The sequence below is a fragment of the Streptomyces sp. NPDC028308 genome, assembly GCF_055565855.1.
In genome coordinates this window covers 323,722-346,439 of record NZ_JBVHTO010000002.1, presented here as the reverse complement: position 1 = coordinate 346,439, position 22,718 = coordinate 323,722, and the positions used below count along the sequence as shown (strand labels likewise).

The following is a 22,718-nucleotide window of genomic DNA, read 5'->3' as shown; positions in this document are numbered from 1 at the left end:
CCTGATTGCGGTGCGACTAATCTGGACCCGCCACCCGCGATCGGGGAAATCGATTGTGTGGATGACTTCTATCCACCATGTCTATTTGCCCTGGTCGGCACCGCACCGCAGAGGGAAGCCACCGTGAATCTGGCCAGCCTGGACCTCAACCTCGTCGTCGCCCTGCGGGCCCTGCTGGAGGAGCGCAACGTCACCCGCGCCGGACAGCGCGTGGGCCTGAGCCAGCCCGCCATGAGTGCGGCGCTCGCCCGCCTGCGCCGCCACTTCGACGACGACCTGCTGGCCCGCGTCGGCGGTCACTACGAGCTCACCGCCCTCGGCCAGGTCCTGCTCGACCGCACGTCCACCGCCTACGACGTGCTGGAACGCCTCTTCGCCAGCCAGGCCGACTTCGACCCGGCCAACGAGAGCCGTGAGTTCAAGCTCGTGGCGTCGGACTACGCGGTCGCGGTCTTCGGCACCGAACTCGCCCGCGTCGTCCACGAGGAGGCCCCCGGCATCAGGCTGCGCTTCACCCAGACCCCGCCCACCGTGGTCGACGACACCGCGACGCTGCTCAGCGCCACCGACGGCCTGTTCATGCCGCACGGCGTCATCAGCGACTTCCCGGTCACCGACCTCTACGACGACCGCTGGGTCTTCCTGGTCGCCGACGACCACCCCAGCGTCGAGGACCGGCTCACCCGGCAGGACCTGGCCCGTCTGCCCTGGGTCACCTACCAGCGCACCTACGACGCCCCGGCCGTGCGCCAGCTCGGCATGCTCGGGGTCGAACCACGCGTGGAGGTGTCGGTCGACAGTTTCCAGCTGCTGCCGCTGCTGGTCGCCGGCACCCGCCGCATCGCCCTGGTCCAGGCACGACTGGCGGCCCTCATGGCTCCCCTCGCCGCCGTGCGCGTACTGGAGCCGCCGTACGAGGCGGTGCCCCTGCGGGAGGCCCTGTGGTGGCATCCGGTGCACACGCACGACGCCGCCCACATCTGGCTGCGCGAGACCACCGCGCGGGTGGGCAGGCGGCTCGGGGACCCGCCCGGGGCATGACTCGGCACCCCGAGCACGGCCGGGAGGGCTGCGCGCGGGTATCCATGACGTGGATCGGCGGCATCAGGAAATCGGATCGCTCAAGGGGTGGGCAGGCCGGAGCACGGAACGCATAGTCGTGGCACATCGTGCGCCGTACGCCGACGTCCCCCGTCCCCGGACCCGTCCGCCCCGCGGCGCGCTCCTTTCCTCTCGCGCCCTGGAGTGCCGTCATGCCCGCTCCCGCCGTCCCGCCCGTCCGCGACCACGGCGCCGCCCCGGCCGTACGGGGCCGGCTGCCCGCCGTCCTGCTGATGGCCGGCAGCTGTCTGCCGATCCTCGGCGCGGTCCTGATCGCCCCGGTGCTGCCCCGTATGCAGGACCACTTCGACGGCGTGGCCGGCAGCGCCGTCCTGGTGCCGCTCGTCCTCACCGTCCCGGCCCTCTCCCTCGCCCTGCTCGCCCCGTTCGCGGGCGTGGTGGTGGACCGGCTGGGCCGCAGACGCCTGCTCGTCGTGGCCACCGGCCTGTACGCGCTGTTCGGCACGGCCCCGCTGTGGCTGGACTCGCTGTACGCCGTCGTGTTCAGCCGTGTCCTGGTGGGAGTCGCCGAGGCGGCCATCATGACCGCCTGCACGACGCTCATCGGCGACTACTACACCGGCCGGGTCCGCGAGCGCTATCTCGCCCTGCAGACGATGTGCGCGTCGGCGTCCGCCACCCTCTTCTTCGTGCTCGGCGGCGCGCTGGGCGCGGCCGGCTGGCGGGCTCCGTTCTGGCTGTACGCGGTCGGCCTGCTGCTCGCTCCGGTCATGGCCCGCGTCCTGCCGGAGTCCGCGGCGGAGGCCGGAGGACCGGCGCGGGAGGGACACACCGAGGCCGGGCCGCGGCCCTTCTCCGTGCGCCGCATGGCCGGCGTCTGCGCGCTCACCGTCTTCGGCGCGGTCGTCTTCTACACCGTGCCCGTCGAGATGTCCTATCTCCTCGACGAGCTGGACGTGACCTCCACGGGAGTGATCGGCCTGACCACGGCGATCGCCAGTGCCGCGACCGTTGCCGGGTCCGTCGTCTTCACCCGGCTCACCGGCACCCCGCGGCGCCGGCTGCCCGCTCTGCTGCTGGTGTGCGGCGCCGGTTTCCTCGTCATGGGAGTCGCCGGAAGCCCGGCGCTGCTCGTGGTCGGCGCGGTGGTCAACTGCGTCGGTACGGGGATGCTCCTGCCGTCGCTGCTGACGCTGGCGATGGCCCGGCTGGACTTCGCCGACCGCGGACGCGGCACCGGACTGTGGACGGCGGCCTTCTTCCTGGGCGAGTTCGTCTGCCCGCTGGTGCTCCTCGGCGGCAAGGGCGCCCTCGGTGCTCTCTCCTCCGCCGTCGGCCTGCTGGGTCTGCTCACGCTGCTGGTCGCCGCCGGGCTCCTCGCGCTCAACGGCCGGGCCGCGATCGCTCCGCCCGTCCAGGCCCCTGAGCAGCCCTGACCGGCGGACTACGACGCACCGGCGTCCCGTGCCCGTCCTTGCCGCTGATCCGCCACCCCGCGCCGACCGCGGAGTCCCCCCGCCGTCCGGCGAGCGCGCAGCCGGTGCGGCGGGCACTTCGCGGTCCACGGCCCGGACCGTGTCCGCAGGGCCCGCCCTCCGGGCGGCCGGAGGGAATGGGCGGACACGACCTAGCGACCTCGCGGTGCCGTGGTGCTGCCGCGCACCACCAGGCGCGGCGTCATGGTGGTCTGCATGGCCCGGTCCCGCCGGCCCTCCACGCGTTCGATCAGCATCCGGGCCGCCGTCTCTCCCATGGTGTGGCCCGCCTGGTCGACGCTGGTGAGCTGGACGGGGGCCAGGGCGGCGAGCGCGGTGTTGTTGTAGCCGACCAGCGAAACGCCCTGCGGGATGCGCAGGCCCAGTTCGTGTGCGGCGCGGTAGACGCCGAGCGCGGCGACGTCGGCGCCGGTCATGATGGCGGTCGGCGGGCGTTCGGCGGTCAGCAGGGTCATGCCCGCCTTGAAGCCGCCGTCGTCGGAGTAGGCGGCGTGGTGGATGCGAGCGTGCTCGGTGAGTCCGTGCCGCCGCATCGCGGCGAGATACCCGTCGGACAGCACGAGTTCGGGGGTGCGCTTCCACTGGCCGGCCCGGGCTCCCGCGGCCGAGACCAGCGCGATGTCCCGGTGGCCGAGCGAGACCAGGTGGTCGACGACCAGTCCGGCGCCGATGTCGTCGGCGTCCACGACCGAGTCGTGGGAGTCGGCGGCGTCGTGATGGCCGATGACGACGGTCGGGGTCGAGGCGGCCGTCGACAGCACCTCGGCGCGCGGGGTCCCCGGCGCGATGAGGATCAGGCCGTCCATCTGACGGTCCACCAGGGAGCGGATGCTCCTCGCCTGTTCCTCCGGATCGAAACCGGCCGCGCCGATGAGCACGGTGTACTCGCTCTCGCGGAGCTCGTCACGGATGCCGTCGAGGATGTCGGCGAAGAAGGCGTTGCGGACGTTGTCCAGCAACACACCGATCGTGTACGTCCTGCCGCGCATCCCCCGCGCCGCCGCGTGCGGGCGATAGCCGAGTTCGGCGATCGCCGCCCGGACGCGTTCCTGCATGGCGGGGCTCACCCCGTAGGCGTTGCGCATCACCTTGGACACCGCGGCGGTGGACACCCCGGCGTGGCGGGCGACGTCGGTGATGGTCACTCGCTTGTTCTGCCTGGGTGCGTCGGGCCCGTCCATCGTCAGCGCTCCGGTGTTCGTGGTTGTAGTGCAACGGTCTACACGCACACCCCCGGTGTGCGTCAAGTGCTCGTAGGGAACCTATCGGTGTTACGGCTCCGTGTCTTGACGGTGACAGGTGAGGGGTGCAAGGTGTTGCCCACTTCCTCGTGAAGAACGTTTTACAAGACTTCACGTGCGGCCCGGCTTTCTCGCCGCCCCGGCGCGCTGTTCGCGCCCCTCTTTCCTGCTTTCACTCTCCCAGGGAGTCATCCGTGTCCCTCCGCATGTTCCGCGCCAGCCGCACACGCCTGAGCCTGATCACCGCCGGCACCGCCTCGTTGGCCCTCCTCGCCACGGCCTGCGGAGGCAGCGGCGGCGGCGGCACCTCGACGGCGCCCAAGGAGTTCAGCTACCTGAGCGTCACCGAGAACACCACCGTCAAGACCGCGCTCACCACGATGTCCAAGGGTGTGTGCAAGGCGGCGAACCAGGCCCTGCCGCTGAAGGTGGAGACCGTTCCGCAGAGCGGCCTGGACCAGAAGCTGCAGCTGCTGGCGGGACAGAACGCCCTGCCGGTGCAGTTCGCGGCGGGCAACGCACCCGCGCTCACCCAGAAGCTGGCGAAGTCGGGCAAGGTCGCCGACCTGGAGAAGGAACTCGACAAGCTCGGCGTCCTCGACCAGCTGGAGCCGGCCGCCGTCTCCACGATCCGGGCGCTGTACGGAGGCAAGCTGGAGGTGCTGCCCTACGAGTACAACATCGAGGGGATCTTCTACAACAAGAAGCTGTTCCAGGAGAACGGCCTCAAGGTTCCCGGCACTTGGGAGGAGCTGGTCTCGGCCGCCGCGAAGCTGAAGGCCGCGGGCGTGCAGCCCTTCTCCGCCTCCGGGCAGCAGGGCTGGCCGCTGACCCGGCTCATCAGCGGCTACCTGTACCGCAGTCTCGGACCCGACGCGCTCCAGGAGGTGGCCGACGGCAACGCGAAGCTGACCGACCCCGAGTACGTGAAGGCCGCCCAGGAGGTCGCCGCGCTCGGCAAGAAGGGCTACTTCGGCAAGGGCGTCGGCTCGATCGACTACGACACCGCGATGAACGAGTTCCTGTCGGGCAAGGCCGGCATGTTCTACATGGGCAGCTGGGCACTGGCGAACATCGCCGACGCCAAGCAGAACAAGGTCGGCGCCGACAACGTCGGCTTCATGCCGTTCCCGGCCGTCTCCGGCGGCAAGGGCTCCGTCGACCAGTACCCGTCCAACGTGGGCCTCGGCATCACCCTCGGCGCCAGGACCTTCGACAAGAAGACCGGTGCCTGGGTCTCCTGCATCGCCGAGAACTACGGCAGCACCGCGCTGAAGGACCACGGCACCATCTCCGGATTCAAGGTGAACACCCCCGTCGAGGACGCCACCGAGGTCACCAGCCAGGTCCGCGAGACGATCAGCGAGTCGAAGCAGAACGTGCTGTGGTTCGAGGCCCTCTTCGGCACCAAGGCCACCACCGCCAGCCAGACGAACGCCGCCGGCCTGGTCGGCGGCAGCGTGAGCCCGCAGAAGTTCATGCAGACCGTCCAGGACGCACTGACCGCCCCGTGACCGGCCGGGGGCGGCCCGCTTGCCCCCTCGCGTGCGCCGCCCCCCCCGTCCGGTCTCTTCACCCCACGAAGTGGACACCACCCATGCACCGCGTACTCGGTGACCGCAGGGCCGTCGTGATCCTGCTCGGTCCCGCCCTCCTCGTCTACTCCCTGATCATGCTGGCCCCGATGGTGTGGTCGCTCGGCTACTCCTTCACCAAGGGCAACTCCATCGACGGCTTCACCGGCAACGGCGTCGCCAACTTCTCGCGCCTCCTCGACGACCCGGCCGTCCGTGACGCCCTGTGGTTCACCCTGAAGTACGCCGTCGTCGTCACGGTCGGCCAGGTCGTCGCGGGCTATCTGCTGGCCCTGCTCTACGTCTTCTTCCTGCGCAGGGCGTCGGCGCTCATCCGCACGCTGGTGTTCTTCCCGGTGGTGCTTCCCACGGTCGCGGTGGGCCTGCTCTTCCAGAAGTTCTTCCAGGTCGCTCCGCAGACCGGACCGGTCAACTCCCTGCTGAACGCGGTCGGTCTGGAGTCCGTCGACTTCTTCGGCAACGCCGGCCACGCCTTCTGGGTCCTGGTCGTCATGGACATCTGGCGCTCCATGGGCTTCTACGCCGTGCTGCTCTTCGCGGGCCTGGTCGACATCCCCGAGGAGGTGCTGGAGTCGGCGCGCCTGGACGGCGCCTCGGGCCTGCGCCTGGTGCGGCGGATCGTGCTGCCGATGTCGTTCCCCGTGCTGATGTCCTCACTGATCTTCAGCATCAACGGCACCCTGAAGGTCTTCGACTCCGTCGTCGCCCTGACCAACGGCGGGCCGGGCAGCGGAACCACCCCGCTGACCCTGTACATGTTCCAGACGTCGTTCACCTACAGCGACTACGGATACGGCAGCACCGTCGCGCTGCTGCTGACCGTCGTGTGCCTGCTGGTGAGCCTGGTCGTCTACCGCGTCTCGCGGCGCGACCTCACGGAGGGCTGAGCCATGGCCATCGACACACCGGTGAAGACCTCCACGGGTCACCGCCGTCCGGACGCCTCCCGGACCGGACGCCCCCGCCGCGGCGCCCGAGCCGGCAGGCTGTGGGTGAGGATCGTCGTCGGCCTGCTTCTCGTCGTCGAGATCTACCCGCTGGTCTGGATGTTCCTCACGTCGCTGAAGTCCAACGACGACTACCTGAACAACTCCACCTGGAGCCTGCCCACCACCTGGGAATGGGGCAACTACAGCGAGGCGTGGACCACCGGCAACCTCGGCCTGTACGTACAGAACAGCCTCCTCGCCGTCCTGCCCGCCCTCGCCCTGATCCTGCTGCTCGGCACCGCCGCGGGCTTCGCCCTCCAGGTCATGGTGTGGAAGGGCCGCAGCCTGACCCTGCTGGTCTTCCTCGCCGGCATGATGGTGCCGCCGCAGATGATCCTGCTGCCGCTGTTCACCGTGTACTTCCAGACCGGCCTGTCCGGCACCCTGTGGCCCCTCGTCCTCACCTACACCGGCACCGGTCTGCCGCTGACCGTCTTCATGATGGCCACCTACTACCGGACCGTCCCCCGCGAGCTGTTCGAGGCGGCGACCATCGACGGCGCCGGCATCCTGCGCGCCTTCTGGACCATCAGCGTCCCGATGGTCCGCAACGCGCTCCTCACCGTGGGACTGGTGCAGTTCTTCTTCATCTGGAACGACCTGCTGATCGCGCTGACGTTCACCAACAGCCAGGACCTGCGCACCATCCAGGTCGGCCTGCTGAACTTCACCGGCGACTTCGGCGCCACGCAGTACGGCCCGCTGTTCGCCGCCATCTGCATCAACGTCTTCGGCACCCTGCTGATCTACCTGTTCCTCAACCAGAAGGTCATGAAGGGTCTCACCTCGGGAGCGGTCAAGGGCTGACCCCCGCCCTCGCTTCCGCGCACGTCACGAAAGGTTCTCCCTTTGCTGCCCCCTCAGCCTTCTCCGGTGTCCTTCGAACACCTCCCGGACGGCCTCGGCATCGGCACGGCCACCCCCCGCCTGAGCTGGACCCTGGCCGCCGGATCCGGCTCCCAGAAGGCGTACGAAGTGCAACTCGACCGCGGCGGTCACTCGCACCGCACCGGCCGCGTCGACCGCCCCGACCAGCTGCTGGTGCCCTGGCCCGGCGAGCCGCTCGCCTCGCGCGAACGGGTCACCGTCCGGGTCCGCGTCTGGACGTCCGGCGCACGGGAACCCTCCCCGTGGAGCGAGCCCGCCACCGTCGAGGCGGGCCTGCTCGACCCCGCCGACTGGTGTGCGGTGCCGGTGGGCGCCGCCTGGGCGGAGGACCCGGCCTCCGGCCGCCGCCCCGCCCGCGTGCGCAAGGACTTCCGCCTGGACCGCCCGGTGGCCCGGGCCCGGCTCCACGTCACCGCGCACGGCCTGTACGAGGTGGAGATCAACGGCAAACGTGTCGGCGACGACATCCTCGCCCCCGGCTGGACCGTCTACCCGCACCGGCTGCGCTACCGCACCCATGACGTCACCGGCCACCTCACCCAGGGTGCCAACACCATCGGCGCGTGGCTCGGGGACGGCTGGTACCGCGGCCGGTACGGCTTCGACGGCGGAACCCGCAACATCTACGGCACCGACCAGTCGCTCATCGCCCAGCTGGAGGTGACCCACGAGGACGGCACCACGGCCGTCGTCGCCACCGACGGCACCTGGACCGCCGCCCCCGGCCCCATCATGTCCAGCGGCCTGTACGAGGGCGAGACCTTCGACGCCCGCCTGCACGACCCCCACTGGGCCACACCCTCCCGCGCCGACACCTTCGCGTGGACGCCCGTACGGACCGGCACCCGGGACCCCGCCACACTCGTCGCGCCGCTCGGGCCCCCCGTGCGCTGCACCCAGGAGCTCCCCCCGGTCTCCGTCACCCGCACCGGCGACGGCCGCCACCTGCTCGACTTCGGCCAGAACCTGGTCGGCCGGCTCCGCGTCACGGTCGACGGCCCCGCCGGCACCACCATCACCCTCAGGCATGCCGAAGTCCTCCAGGACGGGGAGCTGGCCACCCGCCCGCTGCGCGAGGCACACGCCACCGACACCCTCGTCCTCGCCGGACAGGGCCCGCTCACCTGGGAACCCCGCTTCACCGTGCACGGCTTCCGCCACGCCGAAGTCACCGGCTGGCCGGGCGAGTTGACCGCCGACTCAGTGACCGCCCGCATCTACCACACGGACATGCGCCGCACCGGCTGGTTCGAGTGCAGCGACCCGCTGGTCAACCGGCTGCACGAGAACGTCGTGTGGAGCATGCGCGGCAACTTCGTCGACATACCCACCGACTGCCCGCAGCGCGACGAACGCCTCGGCTGGACCGGAGACATCCAGGTGTTCGCCCCCACCGCGAGCTTCCTGTACGACTGCGCCGGCATGCTCGACTCCTGGCTCACCGACGTCGGTCTGGAACAACTGCCCGACGGCACCGTCCCCTGGTACGTGCCCGTCATCCCGGGCGCACCCATGTGGACCCCGATCCAGCCCGGCGCCGCCTGGGGCGACGTCGTCACGCTCACCCCGTGGACGCTGTACCTGCGCTTCGGCGACCTGGAGCTGCTGCGCCGCCACCACGGCACGGCCCGGGCGTGGGTCGACCTGATGGAACGTCTCGCCGGCCCCGACCGCCTCTGGGACACCGGTTTCCAGCTGGGGGACTGGCTCGACCCCGCCGCTCCACCGGACGACCCGGTCGCCGGCCGCACCGACCGCTATCTCGTCGCCACCGCCTACTTCGCCCATTCGGCCCGCCATCTCGCCCTCGCCGCCCGCGAGTTGGGTGACCGCGCGGGAGCCGAGCGGTACGCCGGACTCGCGGACGAGGTGACCGAGGCCTTCCGGCGCCGCTACGTACGTCCCTCCGGCCGGATGACGAGCGACAGTCCCACGGCCTACGCGCTGGGACTGGCCTTCGACCTGATCGGCCCGGACCAGCGGCAGCCGGCGGGGGACCGGCTGGCCGAACTCGTCCGCCAGGACGACGCCCGCATCGCCACCGGGTTCGTCGGCACCCCGCTGATCTGCGACGCCCTGACCGACACCGGACACCTCGACCTCGCCTACCGCCTGCTGCTCCAGACCGAGTGCCCCTCCTGGCTGTATCCGGTGACCATGGGGGCCACCACGATCTGGGAGCGCTGGGACAGCATGCGGCCCGACGGGACCCTCAACCCCGGCGGCATGACCTCCTTCAACCACTACGCACTCGGTGCCGTCGCCGACTGGCTGCACCGCACGGTCGGCGGCATCACCGCCGGCGCCCCCGGATACCGCGACATCACCTTCAGACCCCGCCCCGGCGGCGGCATCACCTGGGCCCGCACCCGCCACGAGACGCCCTACGGCACGGCCGCCCTGTCCTGGGAGCTGACGGCCACCGGCATGACGGCCCGCTTCACCGTGCCCGAGGGCTGCACGGCCACTGCCGAACTCCCCGGCCGCACCCCGGTCGTCCTCGGCCCGGGGGAGCACACCCTCGACACGGCGGAACTCGCCGAGGACGCCGCCTGAGCGACGACCGAACGTCCCTTCCCCACGGGTCCGGTTCCCCCTCCCAGGACCCGGGCCCCCGCGAACCGGGGCCGGCCGAGTACCTGACCCCTCGGCCGGCCCCCACCCCGCATGGCTTCGTCATGAGGCCCCGCCACCATCAACCGGAGAGCCGCTGTGAACAGACGAACGTTCCTCACCGCCGCCACCTTCACCGCCCTGGCCGTCACCATGGCCCCCGTCGCCGACGGGCGAGCGGCCGCCGCCTCCGACCCCACACCCGGCAGCCGCGCCGACGCCCTGCTCGCCCGGATGACCGCGGCCGACAAGGAGTCCCTCGTGCGGTGCGACTTCGCCGCCGTCGCACACCTGGGCATACCGGCGCTGACCATGGTCGACGGCTCCGCGGGTCTGCGGGGCGAACGGGGAGTGACCGCGTTCCCCGTACCGGTCGCCCAAGCCGCCACGTTCGACGAGGAGTTGGCGGGCCGCATCGGCCGCGCCATCGGCACGGAAGCCCGCGCCAAGGGCTACAACAACGTCCTCGGCCCCACGGTCGACCTGGCCCGCACCTGGCACTCGGGCCGCCAGGCCGAAGGCATGGGGGAGGACCCGCTGCTGGCCGGACGGCTCGGCGCGGCCCTCACCCTCGGCATACAGGACCGGGACGTGGCCGCCACGGTCAAACACTTCGCCGCCTACACCCAGGAGACGAACCGCCTCGTCACCGACACCGAGGTCTCCGACCGCGCCCTGCACGAGATCTACGAGGCACCCTTCCGCCGCGTGGTCGCGGCCACGCCCACCACGTCGGTCATGATGGCCTACCCGAGGATCGGCGGGACCTTCGCGGCTCAGAACCCGGCGCTGTTCACCGACTTGAAGAAGACCATCGGTCTCCAGGGCTACACCGTGCCCGACTTCTGGGCCGGGGACGACCAAGTCGCCGCCGCGCGCGCCGGGATGGACCTCGCCGGCCTCGGTCCCGCGGGCGTCAAGATCCCCGCCGGGGCCCTCACCGGCGGAGCGATCCCGGGCGAGCGCCTGAACGACGCGGCCCGCCGGATCCTCATCACGATGTTCGCGCACGGCCTCTTCGACCACCCCGTGCCCGCCCCCGCCGACGACGTCAGCACGCCCGGGCACCAGGACCTCGCCCACGAAGCCGCCGTCGCCTCCACCGTGCTGCTCACCAACCGCTCCCGTGCGCTGCCCCTGCCCCGGTCACTGAAGTCGCTCGCGGTCATCGGCCCCGCCGGCGGTGACACGCTCACCGGCGTCGCCGGCTCCGCCTACGTCGACCCCGGCACCTGGACCACGCCCCTGGAGGCGATCCGCGCCCGCGCCGGCACCTCCGTCACGGTCACGCACGCCCAGGGCACCCAGGGCGACCTGCCGCTGACCACGATCCCGGCGACCGCACTGCGCACCGCCGGCGGGGCGGCGGGCCTGACCGGCACCTACTACGCGAACGCCGACGCCGACGGCACTCCGGTCGCGACCCGGACCGACCCCACCGTCGACTTCACCGCCGCCCCCGTCGCCGGACTGCCCGCCGTCTGGTCCGCCACCTGGACCGGCCGGCTCGTGCCGACCACCACCGGCCTGCACCGCTTCTCCCTGCTGCCGGCCGGAACCGCGACCCTGAAGATCGACGGGAAGACGGTCGTCTCCGGCACCCGCCACAGCCGCCGCTTCTTCCTCGGCCCCTACGCCTATCCGCTCCACGGGACCGCCGAACTGACCGCGGGACGCGCCGTCACCGTCGAACTGCGCTACACCAGCGCCACCGCCGACCCCGGCACCTGTGGACTGACTCTCGGCTGGCAGCCCGACTCCCTCATCCCCGCGGCGGTGGCCGCGGCCCGGCGCGCCGAAGCAGCGGTCGTCTTCGTCAACCGGGTCGCCGGGGAGGACATGGACCACGGACACCTCGGCCTGCCCGGCGACCAGGACCAGCTCGTCACCGCCGTCGCCGCGGCGAACCCGCGCACCGTCGTCGTCCTCAACACCGACGGCCCCGTCGCGATGCCCTGGCTGCCCGACGTGGAAGCCGTCGTCCAGGCCTGGTACGGCGGACGCGGGACGGGCACCGCGCTGGCCGCCGTCCTCTTCGGCGACAGCGACCCCTCCGGACGCCTGCCGGTCACCTTCCCCGCCGACGCCACCCAGGGACCCGGGACCACTCCCGGAACCTACCCCGGCACCGACGGCACGGTGTCCTACGACGAGGGCATCGCCGTCGGCTACCGCTTCTACGACAGCCGGGGCCAACAGCCCCTGTTCCCCTTCGGCCACGGCCTGTCCCACACCACGTTCGCCCATGGCTCCCTCGACGTCACCCATGACCGGACCGCCCGGCAGGTCACGGTCTCGGTGACCGTCACCAACACCGGCCCACGCGAGGGCACCGACGTCGTGCAGGTCTACGCGGCCCTGCCGGACGCCGCCGCGGCCGAACCCCGCCGACTCGTCGCCTTCCGCAAGGTCACCCTCGCCCCCGCGGCCTCCCGGCGGCTCACGCTGACCGTCCCCGTCCAGGACCTGACCGTCTGGAAGGCCGGCGCCTGGACCCTCGTCCCCGGCACCTACACCTTCGCGACGGCCCGCAGTTCACGGGACCTGACCGCACGGAGAGCGCTCAGCCTCGCCTGACGGCGGCCCGCATCCGGCCGCTCCCGGCGAGGGCGGGACATGCCATGCCGGTCCCTCCGGCGCCCGCCCGACCACGGGAGCGGCCCACCATGACGACACCCCACCACGAATCGGTGCTCTCCCGGACGGCTCGCATCCTGGAGGCGTTCAGCCAGGACGAACCCGCGCTGACCGTCTCCGACCTCGCGCGCCGCACCGGACTGCACGTCGCCACGGCCTCCCGCTACGTGGCCGAGCTGGAGGCACACGGGTTCCTCGGCCGGGACGGCGACCGCAAGGTGCGGATCGGCGTCCGGCTGTGGGAACTCGTGACACGGGCCTCCCCGACGCTGTCGCTGCGCGACGCCGCGATGCCGTTCATGGAGGGCGTGCACGACGTCGTGGGACACCATGTGCAGCTGGGTGTCCTGGACGGCGACGACGTGCTGTTCCTCGAACGCCTCTCGGTCCCGCACGCGGTCGTCAACTACACCCGTGTGGCGGGGCGGTTGCCCCTGTACGCCTCCTCCAGCGGCCTGGTGCTCCTGGCCCACGGCCCTGCCGACCTCAAGGAACGCGTGCTGGCCGGACGGCTGACCGCGTACACCCCGGCGACCCCGGCCACACCCGCACGCCTGCGCGCGGCTCTCGCCGAGATCCGGCAGCGGGGATACGCCTACTGTCCCGGCTACGTCCACGAGGAGGCGCTCGGGGTGGCCGCACCCGTGCGCGGCGCGGACGGCACCGTGGTGGCGGCGCTGTCCGTCATCGTCCCCGACGACCCCGCCGCGAGCGCCGTCGTGCCCGTCGTACGGGCCGCCGCCCGCGGCGTCGGCCGCGCGCTGGGCGCCCGCACGGCCGCTACCGCCGGGGCGTGACGGCGACACGACAGCCGTATGACTTCCGCACGAAGGTCCTCTCTCACTGAGTGAGAACGCCGTCGCGGGCCCCCGGAGTCCGCGCCCATGCTTCCCGCATCCCCCAGACAGGAGGCGACAACGTGGTCGTACCCAACCTGCCGCCGGCCGCTCCCCGACAGGCGTCCACCGCCCTGCGGTTGCGGGTCCGGGACAAGGAGACCGTGGCCCACGGGGTCACGGCACTCACCCTCACGCACCCGGACGGCGCCCGGCTGCCGGACTGGACGCCCGGCTCCCACATCGATCTGATCCTCCCCGACGGGACGACCCGCCAGTACTCCCTGTGCGGAGACCGGTGGGACCCGCACACCTACCGCGTCGCGGTGCTGCGCCAATCCGGCGGGCGCGGCGGCTCGGCGTACGTCCACGACCGCCTCGCACCAGGTGACACGGTCGGGGTGGGCGGCCCGCGCAACCACTTCCCCCTCGTGCCGGCCGAGCGGTACCTGTTCATCGCGGGCGGCATCGGCGTCACCCCGCTGCTGCCGATGATCCACCAGGCGGAACTGACCGGGGCCGACTGGCAGTTGCTCTACGGCGGGCGCACCCGGGCATCCATGGCGTTCCGCGAGGAACTCACCGGCGTCCACGGCGACCGCGTACACCTGCGGCCCGAGGACACCCACGGCCTGCTGGACCTCGTCAGGTGGCTGGCCGTCCCCGCCCCCGGAACCCGGGTGTACTGCTGCGGACCCGAGACCCTGCTCGCAGCCGTCCGGGAAGCTTGCGCCCCGTGGCCGCCCTACAGCCTGCGCACCGAACGCTTCACCCCCGCCGCACCTGCGGAGCCCGCGCTGCGCACGCCCTTCGACGTGGAACTGCGCCGCACCGGCCGGACCGTGACCGTGACTCCCGGCCTCTCCGTCCTGGACGCCCTGCGCCTGGCGGGCGCCGACGTGCTCTCCTCCTGCGGGCAGGGAACCTGCGGCACCTGCCTCACGCCGGTCATGTCGGGAATCCCCGACCACCGCGACTCCGTCCTGGCCGAGCACGAAAGGGCCGCCGGCGACTGCATGCTCCCGTGCGTGTCCCGCTCCCGCTCGGACCGCCTGGTCCTGGACCTGTGAGCCGGACCCACCCACCCCGTCCAGCCGCCTTCCGCCGGAGCCGCCATGTCCGAGTCACCGGTTATCGACCTCCCGACGCCCACCAGCGCCGCCGACCCCTTCGCCGCCGAACACCTGGAGAACCCCGAACCCCTGCACCGCGCGCTGCGCGAGGCCGGTCCCGTCGTCCACCTGACCCGCTACAACGTCCACGCCCTGGCCCGGTACCGCGAGGTGCACGCCGCTCTCGTCGACTGGCAGAACTTCCAGTCCGGGGCGGGCGTGGGCCTCGCCGACTTCCGCCGCGAGAAGCCCTGGCGGACGCCGAGCCTGTTGCTGGAGGCCGACCCGCCGCACCACGACGCCCCGCGGCGCGTACTGCGCGAGATCCTCGCCCCACCGGTGCTGCGCCGGCTGAGCGAGACATGGCAGCGGGTCGCCGACGAACTCGTCGAGACGGTCCTGGCCGAACGGGGGCCGCGATTCGACGCGTTCGAGGCACTCGCCGTGGCCTTCCCGCTGCGGGTCTTCCCCGACGCGGTGGGCCTGGGGCCCGAAGGACGCGAAAACCTTCTGCCCTACGGGAACATGGCCTTCAACGCCTTCGGACCCGTCAACGAGCTCGTGACGGCCGACGCGCACCGGGCCGCCGGACTGACCACCTGGGTGAACGCCCGGTGCGCGCGGGAAGCCCTCGGCGAGGACGGTTTCGGCGCCCGCATCTGGGCCGCCGCCGACCGGGGCGAACTCACGCACGAACAGGCGCCCTTGGTGGTGCGCTCACTGCTCACCGCCGGCGTCGACACCACGGTGCACGGCCTCGCCGCGACCCTCCACGCCTTCGCCACCCATCCGGACTCGTGGCAACGGCTGCGCGAGCGGCCCGGGTTGGCGCGGGTGGCGTTCGACGAGGCGGTCCGCCGGCAATCGCCCGTGCAGACCTTCTTCCGCACCGCCACGACGGACGTGACCATCGCCGGGACGGTCGTCCCGGAAGGCTCCAAGGTCCTCATGTTCCTCGGATCGGCCAACCGGGACCCGGCCCGCTGGACCGACCCCGACCGCTTCGACCTCACGCGCGACCCCTCCGGCCATGTCGGCTTCGGCATGGGCATCCACCAGTGCGTCGGGCAGCACGTCGCCCGCCTGGAGGCTGAGACGCTCCTTACCGCCCTCGTCCGCAAGGTGGACCGCATCGAGCCGGATGGTGACCCGCGGCGGCACCTCAACAACACCCTGCGCTCGTGGGCGTCCCTCCCGGTGCGGATTCGCCCCGCGGCCTGAACTTCGTACCGCCTCACCACGCGACCGTACACGGCCCCAACCGGCTTGGGGTGTACGGGAGTTGGCGCGACGGCAGACCCCGCCCGCGGCCCCGCGCACATGTCACCGATAGCCTGCGTCGTCATGATGCGTGCGTGGATCCTGCCGGCGGTGTTGGCGCTCTGCGGTGCCGCCATGGTGGCGGGTCCGGTGGGCAGGGGGGAGTTCGGGGTCGCCGTGCCCCTCCTGCTGCTGTTCCTCGGGCTCGCCGGACTGCACTCGCCGCTGCCGTTCCCCCGGTCGCTGAGCGCGGCCGAGGCGCGACGCCGCAGCGCGGCCGACGGCCGGCCGATCGTGTACTGGCGGGCCGGCTGCATGTACTGCCTCCGCCTGCGCATCCGGCTGTGGCGCGGCGCCCGCGGTGCGCACTGGGTCGACATCTGGCGTGATCCGGCCGGCGCCGCCGCGGTGAGGGCGGTCAACGACGGAAACGAGACGGTGCCGACGGTCGTGGTCGCGGGCCGGCCGCACGTCAACCCCGATCCCGCGTGGGTGCGTGCACAGCTGCGCTCACGGTGAGGACGCGGGGAGGAGCAGCGGCCGGAGACGGTGTCACCGGCCGCTCCCACGGCCTGCCCGATGATCATCCGTCGGCCGTTGTTCGTCGTCACGACTCCGTGCGGTAGCCGGGAGTTGGGGCGTCGGCTACAGCCTTCTCGACGGCATCGGCCGTCGTGGCGGATGCCGTCGAGCCGAGCCGACGAAAGGCACCGACCGTGCGCTTTCCCTCCCCGTCGTCCACCCGCGGGACCACCCTGGCCGTGGCGACGGCGCTGCTGTCGTCCCTGGCGGCAGGCGTGCCCGCCCACGCCGTGACCTACGGGACGCCGACGATCAAACTCTCCTCCGCGTACCTCTCGGGAGCCGTCGGCGCCACGGCCGACCCCACCGTCACCGTGACCGTCGCGCAGAGCGGCGCCGACGTCTCCGCGCTGACGGTCACCGCGTCGAAGACCACCTCGTCGTCCGTCGCGGGCACCACCGACATCACGGTCACCGGCACCGGCGGAACACGTACGCTCGGCGTGACCGCCCACTCCCGCGGCCGCACCGACCTCACGCTCAAGGTCACCGGGCTCGGAGGCAAGACCGCGACCACCACCCTGCACTACGCCGCGTCGCCTGCCGTCCAGCACTCCGCGGACGCCCGCTACCTGACCGGCGCCAGCGACGCCTCGGCAGCGGTGGACGTCGGCGGCGGCCACCTCCTCGTCGCCAACGACGAGGACAACACCCTGCGGCTCTACAACGGATCCGTCTCCGGAGCCCCGGTCAGGACGTGGAACCTCGACTCCGCCCTCGGCGCGGACAAGGAGGCCGACATCGAGGGCGGCACCCTGGTGGGCAACACGGTCTACTGGACGGGATCGCTCGGCAACAACAAGGACGGCGAGTACCGGGCCGACCGGAACACGGTCTTCACCACCACGCTCTCCGGGTCCGGCGCAGCCACGACCCTGACCTTCGGCAGCGCCTACCACGGCCTCCGTGACGACCTGGTGCGCTGGGACCGCGCGGGCGGCGACCCCCTCGGCTTCGCGGACGGCACCGCCGCCGGCTCCGTCCCCAAGGCGGTCGACGGGTTCAACGTGGAGGGCCTGGAGTTCGCGCCCGGCAGCACCACCACGGCGTACGTCGGCTTCCGCGCGCCGCTGGTGCCCCCGGCGACGGACGGCGACGCCCTGCTCGTCCCGGTCACCAACTTCGACAAGGTCGTCAAGGGAACCGGTGCGGTCTTCGGCGCGCCCGTCGAACTGGACCTGGACGGCCTGTCCGTCCGTGACATCCGCCGCAACGCCCTGAACCAGTACCTGATCCTGGCCGGGTCCTGGGCCGCGGACGACAACAGCGACCCCTACGCCCTGTACTCGTGGGACGGGGTGGCCGGGCACCAGCCGGTCAGAGTGCTCGACCTGCCGACGTCCGACGCGGGCGGCTGGGAGGCCATCGCGGCGGTGCCGGACCTCACGCAGCCCGGTGCGCGCGTCCAGCTGGTCACCGACGACGGCGACGCCGACCTGTACGGGGACGGCACGGCCGCCAAGGACCTCGACCACCCGGAGTGGCAGAAGTCCCGCAGCACCTGGTTCACCCTCGGCTGAGGAGCGAACCCACGGCCGTCCGGTCACGTCGCCGCCGTGACCGGACGGCTCGTCCGGACCGACGTCCGTCAGTCGGCGTGCGTCTCGGTTCCCCCCGGCTCACCGGGGTTGTTCCAGCGGGCCAGGTCGCGCAGCCAGGCCTGGGCCGTGCTGTCGGACGGCGCCCGCCAGTCACCGCGCGGTGAGAGGGAGCCGCCGGCCGACACCTTCGGCCCGTTCGGCATGGCCGACCGCTTGAACTGCGCGAAGCCGAAGAAGCGACGGCAGAAGACCTCCAGCCAGCGCCAGATCTCCGCGAGGTCGTACTCGCCGCGCTTCGGCTCGGGGAAGTTGGTCGGCCAGACGCCCGCGTCCTTGTCGTGCCAGGCGTGCCAGGCGAGGAAGGCGATCTTCGACGGCCGGAACCCGTACCGCAGCACGTGGAACAGCGTGAAGTCGTGCAGCGCGTACGGCCCGATCTTGGACTCCGTGGACTGCATCTCGTCGCCGGGCACGAGCTCGGGGCTGATCTCCGTGTCCAGGATCGCCGTCAGCGTCCGGCCGGTCTCCTCGTCGAACTGCTCACTGCCGACGACCCAGCGGATCAGGTGCTGGATGAGTGTCTTCGGCACACCGGAGTTGACGTTGTAGTGGCTCATCTGGTCGCCGACGCCGTACGTGCACCAGCCGAGCGCCAGCTCGGACAGATCACCGGTGCCGAGCACGATGCCGTCGCGCTGGTTCGCGAGCCGGAACAGGTAGTCGGTCCGCAGCCCCGCCTGCACGTTCTCGAAGGTGATGTCGTAGACCGGCTCGCCTGAGGAGAACGGGTGGTCCATCTCCTTGAGCATGAGCCGGGCGGTGGGCGAGATGTCGATCTCGGCCGCGGTGATACCGAGCGAGCGCATCAGCTTGTGCGCGTTGTCCTTGGTGTGGTCGCTGGTCGCGAAACCCGGCAGGGTGAAGCCGAGGATGTCGCTGCGCGGGCGGCCCGCGCGGTCCATCGCCCGGGCGGCGACGATGAGCGCGTGCGTGGAGTCGAGGCCTCCCGAGACGCCGATCACGACCTTGGGGCCGCCGATCGACGCGAGCCGCTGCTGGAGCCCCGCCACCTGGATGTTGTAGGCCTCGTAGCAGTCCTGAGCGAGCCGGTCGGCGTCGGCGGGCACGAAGGGGAAGCGCTCCACCCGGCGCTTGAGCCCGAGGTCCGCCGACGGCGGGTCGAGCCGGAACTCCACCTGCCGGAAGCTGTCGGTGCGCGCGGCGTGTGCACGGCGGTTGTCGTCGAAGGTGCCCATCCGCTGACGTTCCTGCCGCAGCAGGTCCAGGTCCACGTCGGCCACGGCGTACCGGTCGTCCTGCGGGAAGCGTTCGGTCTCCGCCAGCAGGACCCCGTTCTCGTAGATCATGGTCTGGCCGTCCCACGACAGGTCGGTCGTGGACTCGCCGAGGCCGGCCGCCGCGTACACGTACGCGGCCAGGCAGCGTGAGGACGCGGAGCGGCAGAGCATCCGCCGGTCCTCGGCCCGGCCGACCGTGATGGGGCTGCCGGAGAGGTTGGCCAGCACGGTCGCGCCCGCCAGCGCGGCCTCGGCGCTCGGCGGCACCGGCACCCACATGTCCTCGCAGATCTCCACGTGCAGCACCAGGCCGGGCACGTCCTGCGCCGCGAACAGCAGGTCGACGCCGAACGGCACGCTCTCGCCGCCGACGCGGATGCTCGCGCCGCGCTCGTCGTCGCCCGCGGCGATCTGCCGCCGCTCGTAGAACTCCCGGTAGTTCGGCACATAGGACTTGGGCGCGATGCCGAGAATGCGCCCGCGGTGCACGACCACCGCGCAGTTGTAGACACGGTGCCGGTAGCGCAGCGGGGCGCCCACCACGAGCACCGTCATCAGGTCCGCCGAGCCGGCCACCACGATCTGGAGGGCTTCCTCGACCTCGTCGAGCACGGAGTCCTGGAGCAGGAGGTCCTCGATCGAGTAGCCGGACAGGCACAGCTCGGGGAAGATCGCGACGGCGACCCCCTCGTCCGCGCACCGGCGCCCCTGCCGCAGCACCGCCTCCGCGTTGGCGGGCGGGTCGGCGATGGCGGCATGGCCGGTGCACGCGGCGATCCGCGCGAATCCGTGCTGATAGAGCGACCAGAAGTTCATCGAGACTCCGCATCCGTCCATGTCCTGCGTCACGGTCCGGTGGTGCGCGTACCCGGAACGTCCGTGATCACAGACTAAACGGTGGTCATCACAGGGTGAAAAAGAGCACTCGTGCCGGAGTGGCCGCCCGCTGACCAGCGCGTGTTCCGCCGTAGAGACCCCGGGGCGGGCCTCGGGGGACGGCCTGCGACCGTCGGCGCCCGGAGGACTCGCGCCGTGCGGCAGAGCGGCCGAACGATTGTCCCCACGACGCCGACGGTGACGGCGTGCTCAAGGCCGCCCTGGAACGGTCAGGTGTCCTGCCGGGCCGCGGCGCGGCGCTGCCGTTTGCCCAGCGGTGCCTGGGAGAGGTCCTCGGCGCTGCTCCTGAGGTTCTTGTGGCCGTACCCCCGCTCGGCCAGCCACGTCTTGGCCGCCTCCTCGGCGCGCTCGGTCGCCTCCAGGATGTCCTCCTCGGCCTCTCCGGAGTCCTGGAAGCGGAACGTGAAGGCGGACCGTGCGGCCAGGTCGTAGCTGAGGTGGCCCTCGGGAGTGAAGGCCGCCCGCAGGACGTCGTGGTCCGCCGCACGGGACAGGAGCTCGGCCCGCTGCTCGGGAGTCAGGTCGGCGAAGACACCGCGGACGGTGACACGGAAGATGCGCGTACTCATCCCCCGAACCTAGTCACCGCGACCGGCGCGGTTCCACCGAGTTTCCACCGGTCGGGACACCTTGCCGAAAGGTTCCGGCGCCGCAGTCGTCTGCGACCGGTACGGGCTCGTTCAGGAAGAGACGTGTCACAAACGAACGTTTGTCGACAAGCCACCTGCGCCGCGGCCGGTTGATGCTGGAATGTTCCATGCACTCGGGCAGGCACAAGGCATCCCCCAGACCTCACGCGATCCCCGTGACCGAGGAGCCCTTCCGCGCACTGCTGGAGGCGGCCCCCGACGCGATGGTGATCGTGGACGACGCCGGGGTGATCCGTCTGGTCAACGCCCAGACGGAATCCCTGTTCGGCTATCCCCGCACTGAACTGCTCGGGCGCCCCGTCGAGATCCTGGTGCCGCAGCGTTTCCGCGCCCAGCATCCGGGCCACCGCCTGGGCTACTCCGACAACCAGCAGGTCCGCCCCATGGGCGCGAACCTCGAACTGTACGGACTGCGCAGGGACGGGGCCGAGTTCCCGGTCGAGATCAGCATCAGCCCGCTGCAGACGCCCGACGGACTCCTCATCTCCGCCGCCGTGCGCGACGTCAGCGAACGTCAGGCGGCGGAAGCACGTTTCCGTGCCCTGCTGGAGGCCGCACCGGACGCCATCGTCATCGTGGACGACGGCGGCACCATCCAGCTGGTCAACGCCCAGACGGAGACCCTGTTCGGCTACGGACGAGAGGAACTCCTCGGCCGTCAGGTGGAGATGCTGGTCCCGCAGCGTTTCCACCGGTACCACCCCACCCACCGGCACGGCTACGTCGACAACCGCCGCGTTCGCCCCATGGGCGCGGGCCTGAACCTGCACGGGCTGCGCAAGGACGGCGGCGAGTTCCCCGTGGAGATCAGCCTCAGCCCGCTGGAGACCCCGGAGGGCACCCTCGTCTCCGCGGCCATCCGGGACGTCAGCGAGCGCAAGGCCGCCGAGGCCCAACTGGCCCAACTCTACGAGCAGCAGCGCCACGTCGCTCTGACCCTCCAGCGCAGCCTCATGGGCTCACCCGCCCCGCTGCCCGGGATGGACACCTCCAGTCGTTACTTCCCCGCACGCCATGGCGCGGGGGTGGGCGGGGACTGGTTCGACCTGATCGCCCTCGGCGGCGGCCGCGTGGGAGTGCTGATCGGCGACGTCATGGGCCGTGGCCTGGAGGCGGCCGCCGTCATGGGCCAGCTGCGGTCGGCCTCACACGCCCTGGCCAAGACCGGTATGCCGCCCTGGCAGTTGATGCGCGCCCTGGACGCGGTCGTCAGCGAGATGCCCGACCAGCTCGTCACCTGCTGCTACATGATTCTCGATCCGGACGAGAGCGCCCTGACCGTCTGTTCCGCCGGACACCTGCCCGTGCTGGAGGTGGACGCCGCCGGACGGGTCCGCAGACTCCCGGTCCCGGTCAGCGTGCCGCTGGGCGTCGGCGAGGTGCCCCACCAGGAGACCCGGCTGACGGTGCCTCCGGACTCGGTGCTGGCCCTCTACACCGACGGCTTGGTGGAGACCCCCACCAGCGACATCGAGGAGCAACTCGGGGCCCTCGCCGTGGCGTTGGAAAAGGCCGTCAGTGCCACCCCTTGTCTGGAACAGGCCGCAGACGCCGTACTCGCCGCCCTGCTGCCCGACCCCCAGGACTACGCGGACGACGTGACCCTGCTGCTCACCCGGATCCCTCCGGCGCCGCTCACCGCCGTGTCCGCACTGCTGTCCGCGCAGCCGGTGAGTGTGGGGGAGGGGCGCCGCTTCCTGCGCCGTACCCTGCGGGACTGGGACTGCGAGGACCTGACCGACACCGCCTGCCTGCTGGCCTCCGAACTGCTCGCCAACTCGGTGCGTCACGCGTGTGACCCCCTGCGGCTGCGGCTGCGTCGCACCAGGGACGAGCTCAACATCGAGGTCTGCGACGGCAGTCCGGTGCTTCCCCAGGCCAGGACCGCGGCGCCCGACGAGGAGTCGGGGCGCGGTCTGGCGTTGCTCGACCAACTGGCTTTGTCCTGGGGCACGTTGCCCACCCAGGAGGGCAAAGCCGTGTGGTTCTCGCTCCCCCTGCCCGATCGCGGCCCCTGAGAG

Annotated in this window: 16 protein-coding genes; 13 read left to right on the top strand and 3 right to left on the bottom strand. The window is 71.7% G+C overall.

The window, feature by feature from the left end; translation table 11 throughout:
- Positions 1-123 precede the first annotated feature (123 nt).
- Positions 124-1,041, top strand: coding sequence for a LysR family transcriptional regulator (locus ACZ4VA_RS05855; RefSeq protein ID WP_355787034.1), 918 nt, complete (start codon positions 124-126; stop codon positions 1,039-1,041).
- A gap of 212 nt (positions 1,042-1,253) precedes the next feature.
- Positions 1,254-2,498 carry an MFS transporter gene (locus tag ACZ4VA_RS05850; protein WP_468080020.1) on the top strand — a complete coding sequence of 415 codons (1,245 nt, stop codon included), beginning with the start codon at positions 1,254-1,256 and terminating at the stop codon, positions 2,496-2,498.
- Positions 2,499-2,689: 191 nt separating this feature from the next.
- Here ACZ4VA_RS05850 and ACZ4VA_RS05845 read toward each other — a convergent pair whose 3' ends face one another.
- The gene (locus ACZ4VA_RS05845; RefSeq protein WP_468080018.1) at positions 2,690-3,703 is read right to left on the bottom strand and encodes a LacI family DNA-binding transcriptional regulator; all 1,014 of its coding nucleotides are present in this window, start codon (positions 3,701-3,703) and stop codon (positions 2,690-2,692) included.
- A gap of 290 nt (positions 3,704-3,993) precedes the next feature.
- Here ACZ4VA_RS05845 and ACZ4VA_RS05840 point away from each other — a divergent pair, with 290 nt between their 5' ends.
- From ACZ4VA_RS05840 to ACZ4VA_RS05795, 10 genes are all read left to right on the top strand, one after another.
- Positions 3,994-5,313 carry an ABC transporter substrate-binding protein gene (locus tag ACZ4VA_RS05840; RefSeq protein ID WP_468080016.1) on the top strand — a complete coding sequence of 440 codons (1,320 nt, stop codon included), beginning with the start codon at positions 3,994-3,996 and terminating at the stop codon, positions 5,311-5,313.
- An 83-nt stretch (positions 5,314-5,396) separates the two neighbouring features.
- The gene (locus tag ACZ4VA_RS05835) at positions 5,397-6,281 is read left to right on the top strand and encodes a carbohydrate ABC transporter permease (RefSeq protein ID WP_356167696.1); all 885 of its coding nucleotides are present in this window, start codon (positions 5,397-5,399) and stop codon (positions 6,279-6,281) included.
- 3 nt (positions 6,282-6,284) lie between these two features.
- Complete coding sequence (locus tag ACZ4VA_RS05830) at positions 6,285-7,190, top strand: carbohydrate ABC transporter permease (RefSeq protein WP_355781417.1); 906 nt, start codon at positions 6,285-6,287, stop codon at positions 7,188-7,190.
- A gap of 66 nt (positions 7,191-7,256) precedes the next feature.
- Positions 7,257-9,827, top strand: a complete 2,571-nt coding sequence (locus ACZ4VA_RS05825) for a family 78 glycoside hydrolase catalytic domain (RefSeq protein ID WP_468080013.1) — start codon at positions 7,257-7,259, stop codon at positions 9,825-9,827.
- A gap of 156 nt (positions 9,828-9,983) precedes the next feature.
- Positions 9,984-12,461: a beta-glucosidase H gene (locus tag ACZ4VA_RS05820; RefSeq protein ID WP_468080011.1), complete on the top strand. Its 2,478-nt coding sequence runs from the start codon at positions 9,984-9,986 to the stop codon at positions 12,459-12,461.
- Positions 12,462-12,550: 89 nt separating this feature from the next.
- Positions 12,551-13,318, top strand: a complete 768-nt coding sequence (locus ACZ4VA_RS05815) for an IclR family transcriptional regulator (protein WP_468080009.1) — start codon at positions 12,551-12,553, stop codon at positions 13,316-13,318.
- Positions 13,319-13,440: 122 nt separating this feature from the next.
- Positions 13,441-14,427 (top strand): PDR/VanB family oxidoreductase, encoded by a 987-nt coding sequence (locus ACZ4VA_RS05810; protein WP_468080007.1) that lies wholly within the window; start codon positions 13,441-13,443, stop codon positions 14,425-14,427.
- A 45-nt stretch (positions 14,428-14,472) separates the two neighbouring features.
- The gene (locus ACZ4VA_RS05805) at positions 14,473-15,690 is read left to right on the top strand and encodes a cytochrome P450 (RefSeq protein WP_468080005.1); all 1,218 of its coding nucleotides are present in this window, start codon (positions 14,473-14,475) and stop codon (positions 15,688-15,690) included.
- Positions 15,691-15,813: 123 nt separating this feature from the next.
- Positions 15,814-16,248 (top strand): glutaredoxin domain-containing protein, encoded by a 435-nt coding sequence (locus tag ACZ4VA_RS05800; RefSeq protein ID WP_468080003.1) that lies wholly within the window; start codon positions 15,814-15,816, stop codon positions 16,246-16,248.
- Between the two features lie 197 nt (positions 16,249-16,445).
- Entirely contained in the window at positions 16,446-17,831 is a 1,386-nt protein-coding gene (locus ACZ4VA_RS05795; protein ID WP_468080001.1) for a hypothetical protein, read from the top strand.
- Positions 17,832-17,899: 68 nt separating this feature from the next.
- On the opposite strand, the gene ACZ4VA_RS05790 is transcribed toward ACZ4VA_RS05795, so the two are convergent.
- Together ACZ4VA_RS05790 and ACZ4VA_RS05785 are read right to left on the bottom strand one after the other, a co-directional pair.
- On the bottom strand, positions 17,900-19,966 hold the full coding sequence (locus ACZ4VA_RS05790) for an NAD(+) synthase (protein WP_356167877.1): 2,067 nt from the start codon (positions 19,964-19,966) through the stop codon (positions 17,900-17,902).
- A 290-nt stretch (positions 19,967-20,256) separates the two neighbouring features.
- Positions 20,257-20,616 (bottom strand): DUF6204 family protein, encoded by a 360-nt coding sequence (locus tag ACZ4VA_RS05785; protein WP_355793236.1) that lies wholly within the window; start codon positions 20,614-20,616, stop codon positions 20,257-20,259.
- Between the two features lie 188 nt (positions 20,617-20,804).
- Here ACZ4VA_RS05785 and ACZ4VA_RS05780 point away from each other — a divergent pair, with 188 nt between their 5' ends.
- Positions 20,805-22,715: a PAS domain S-box protein gene (locus ACZ4VA_RS05780; RefSeq protein WP_468079999.1), complete on the top strand. Its 1,911-nt coding sequence runs from the start codon at positions 20,805-20,807 to the stop codon at positions 22,713-22,715.
- The last annotated feature ends 3 nt before the right edge of the window (positions 22,716-22,718 follow it).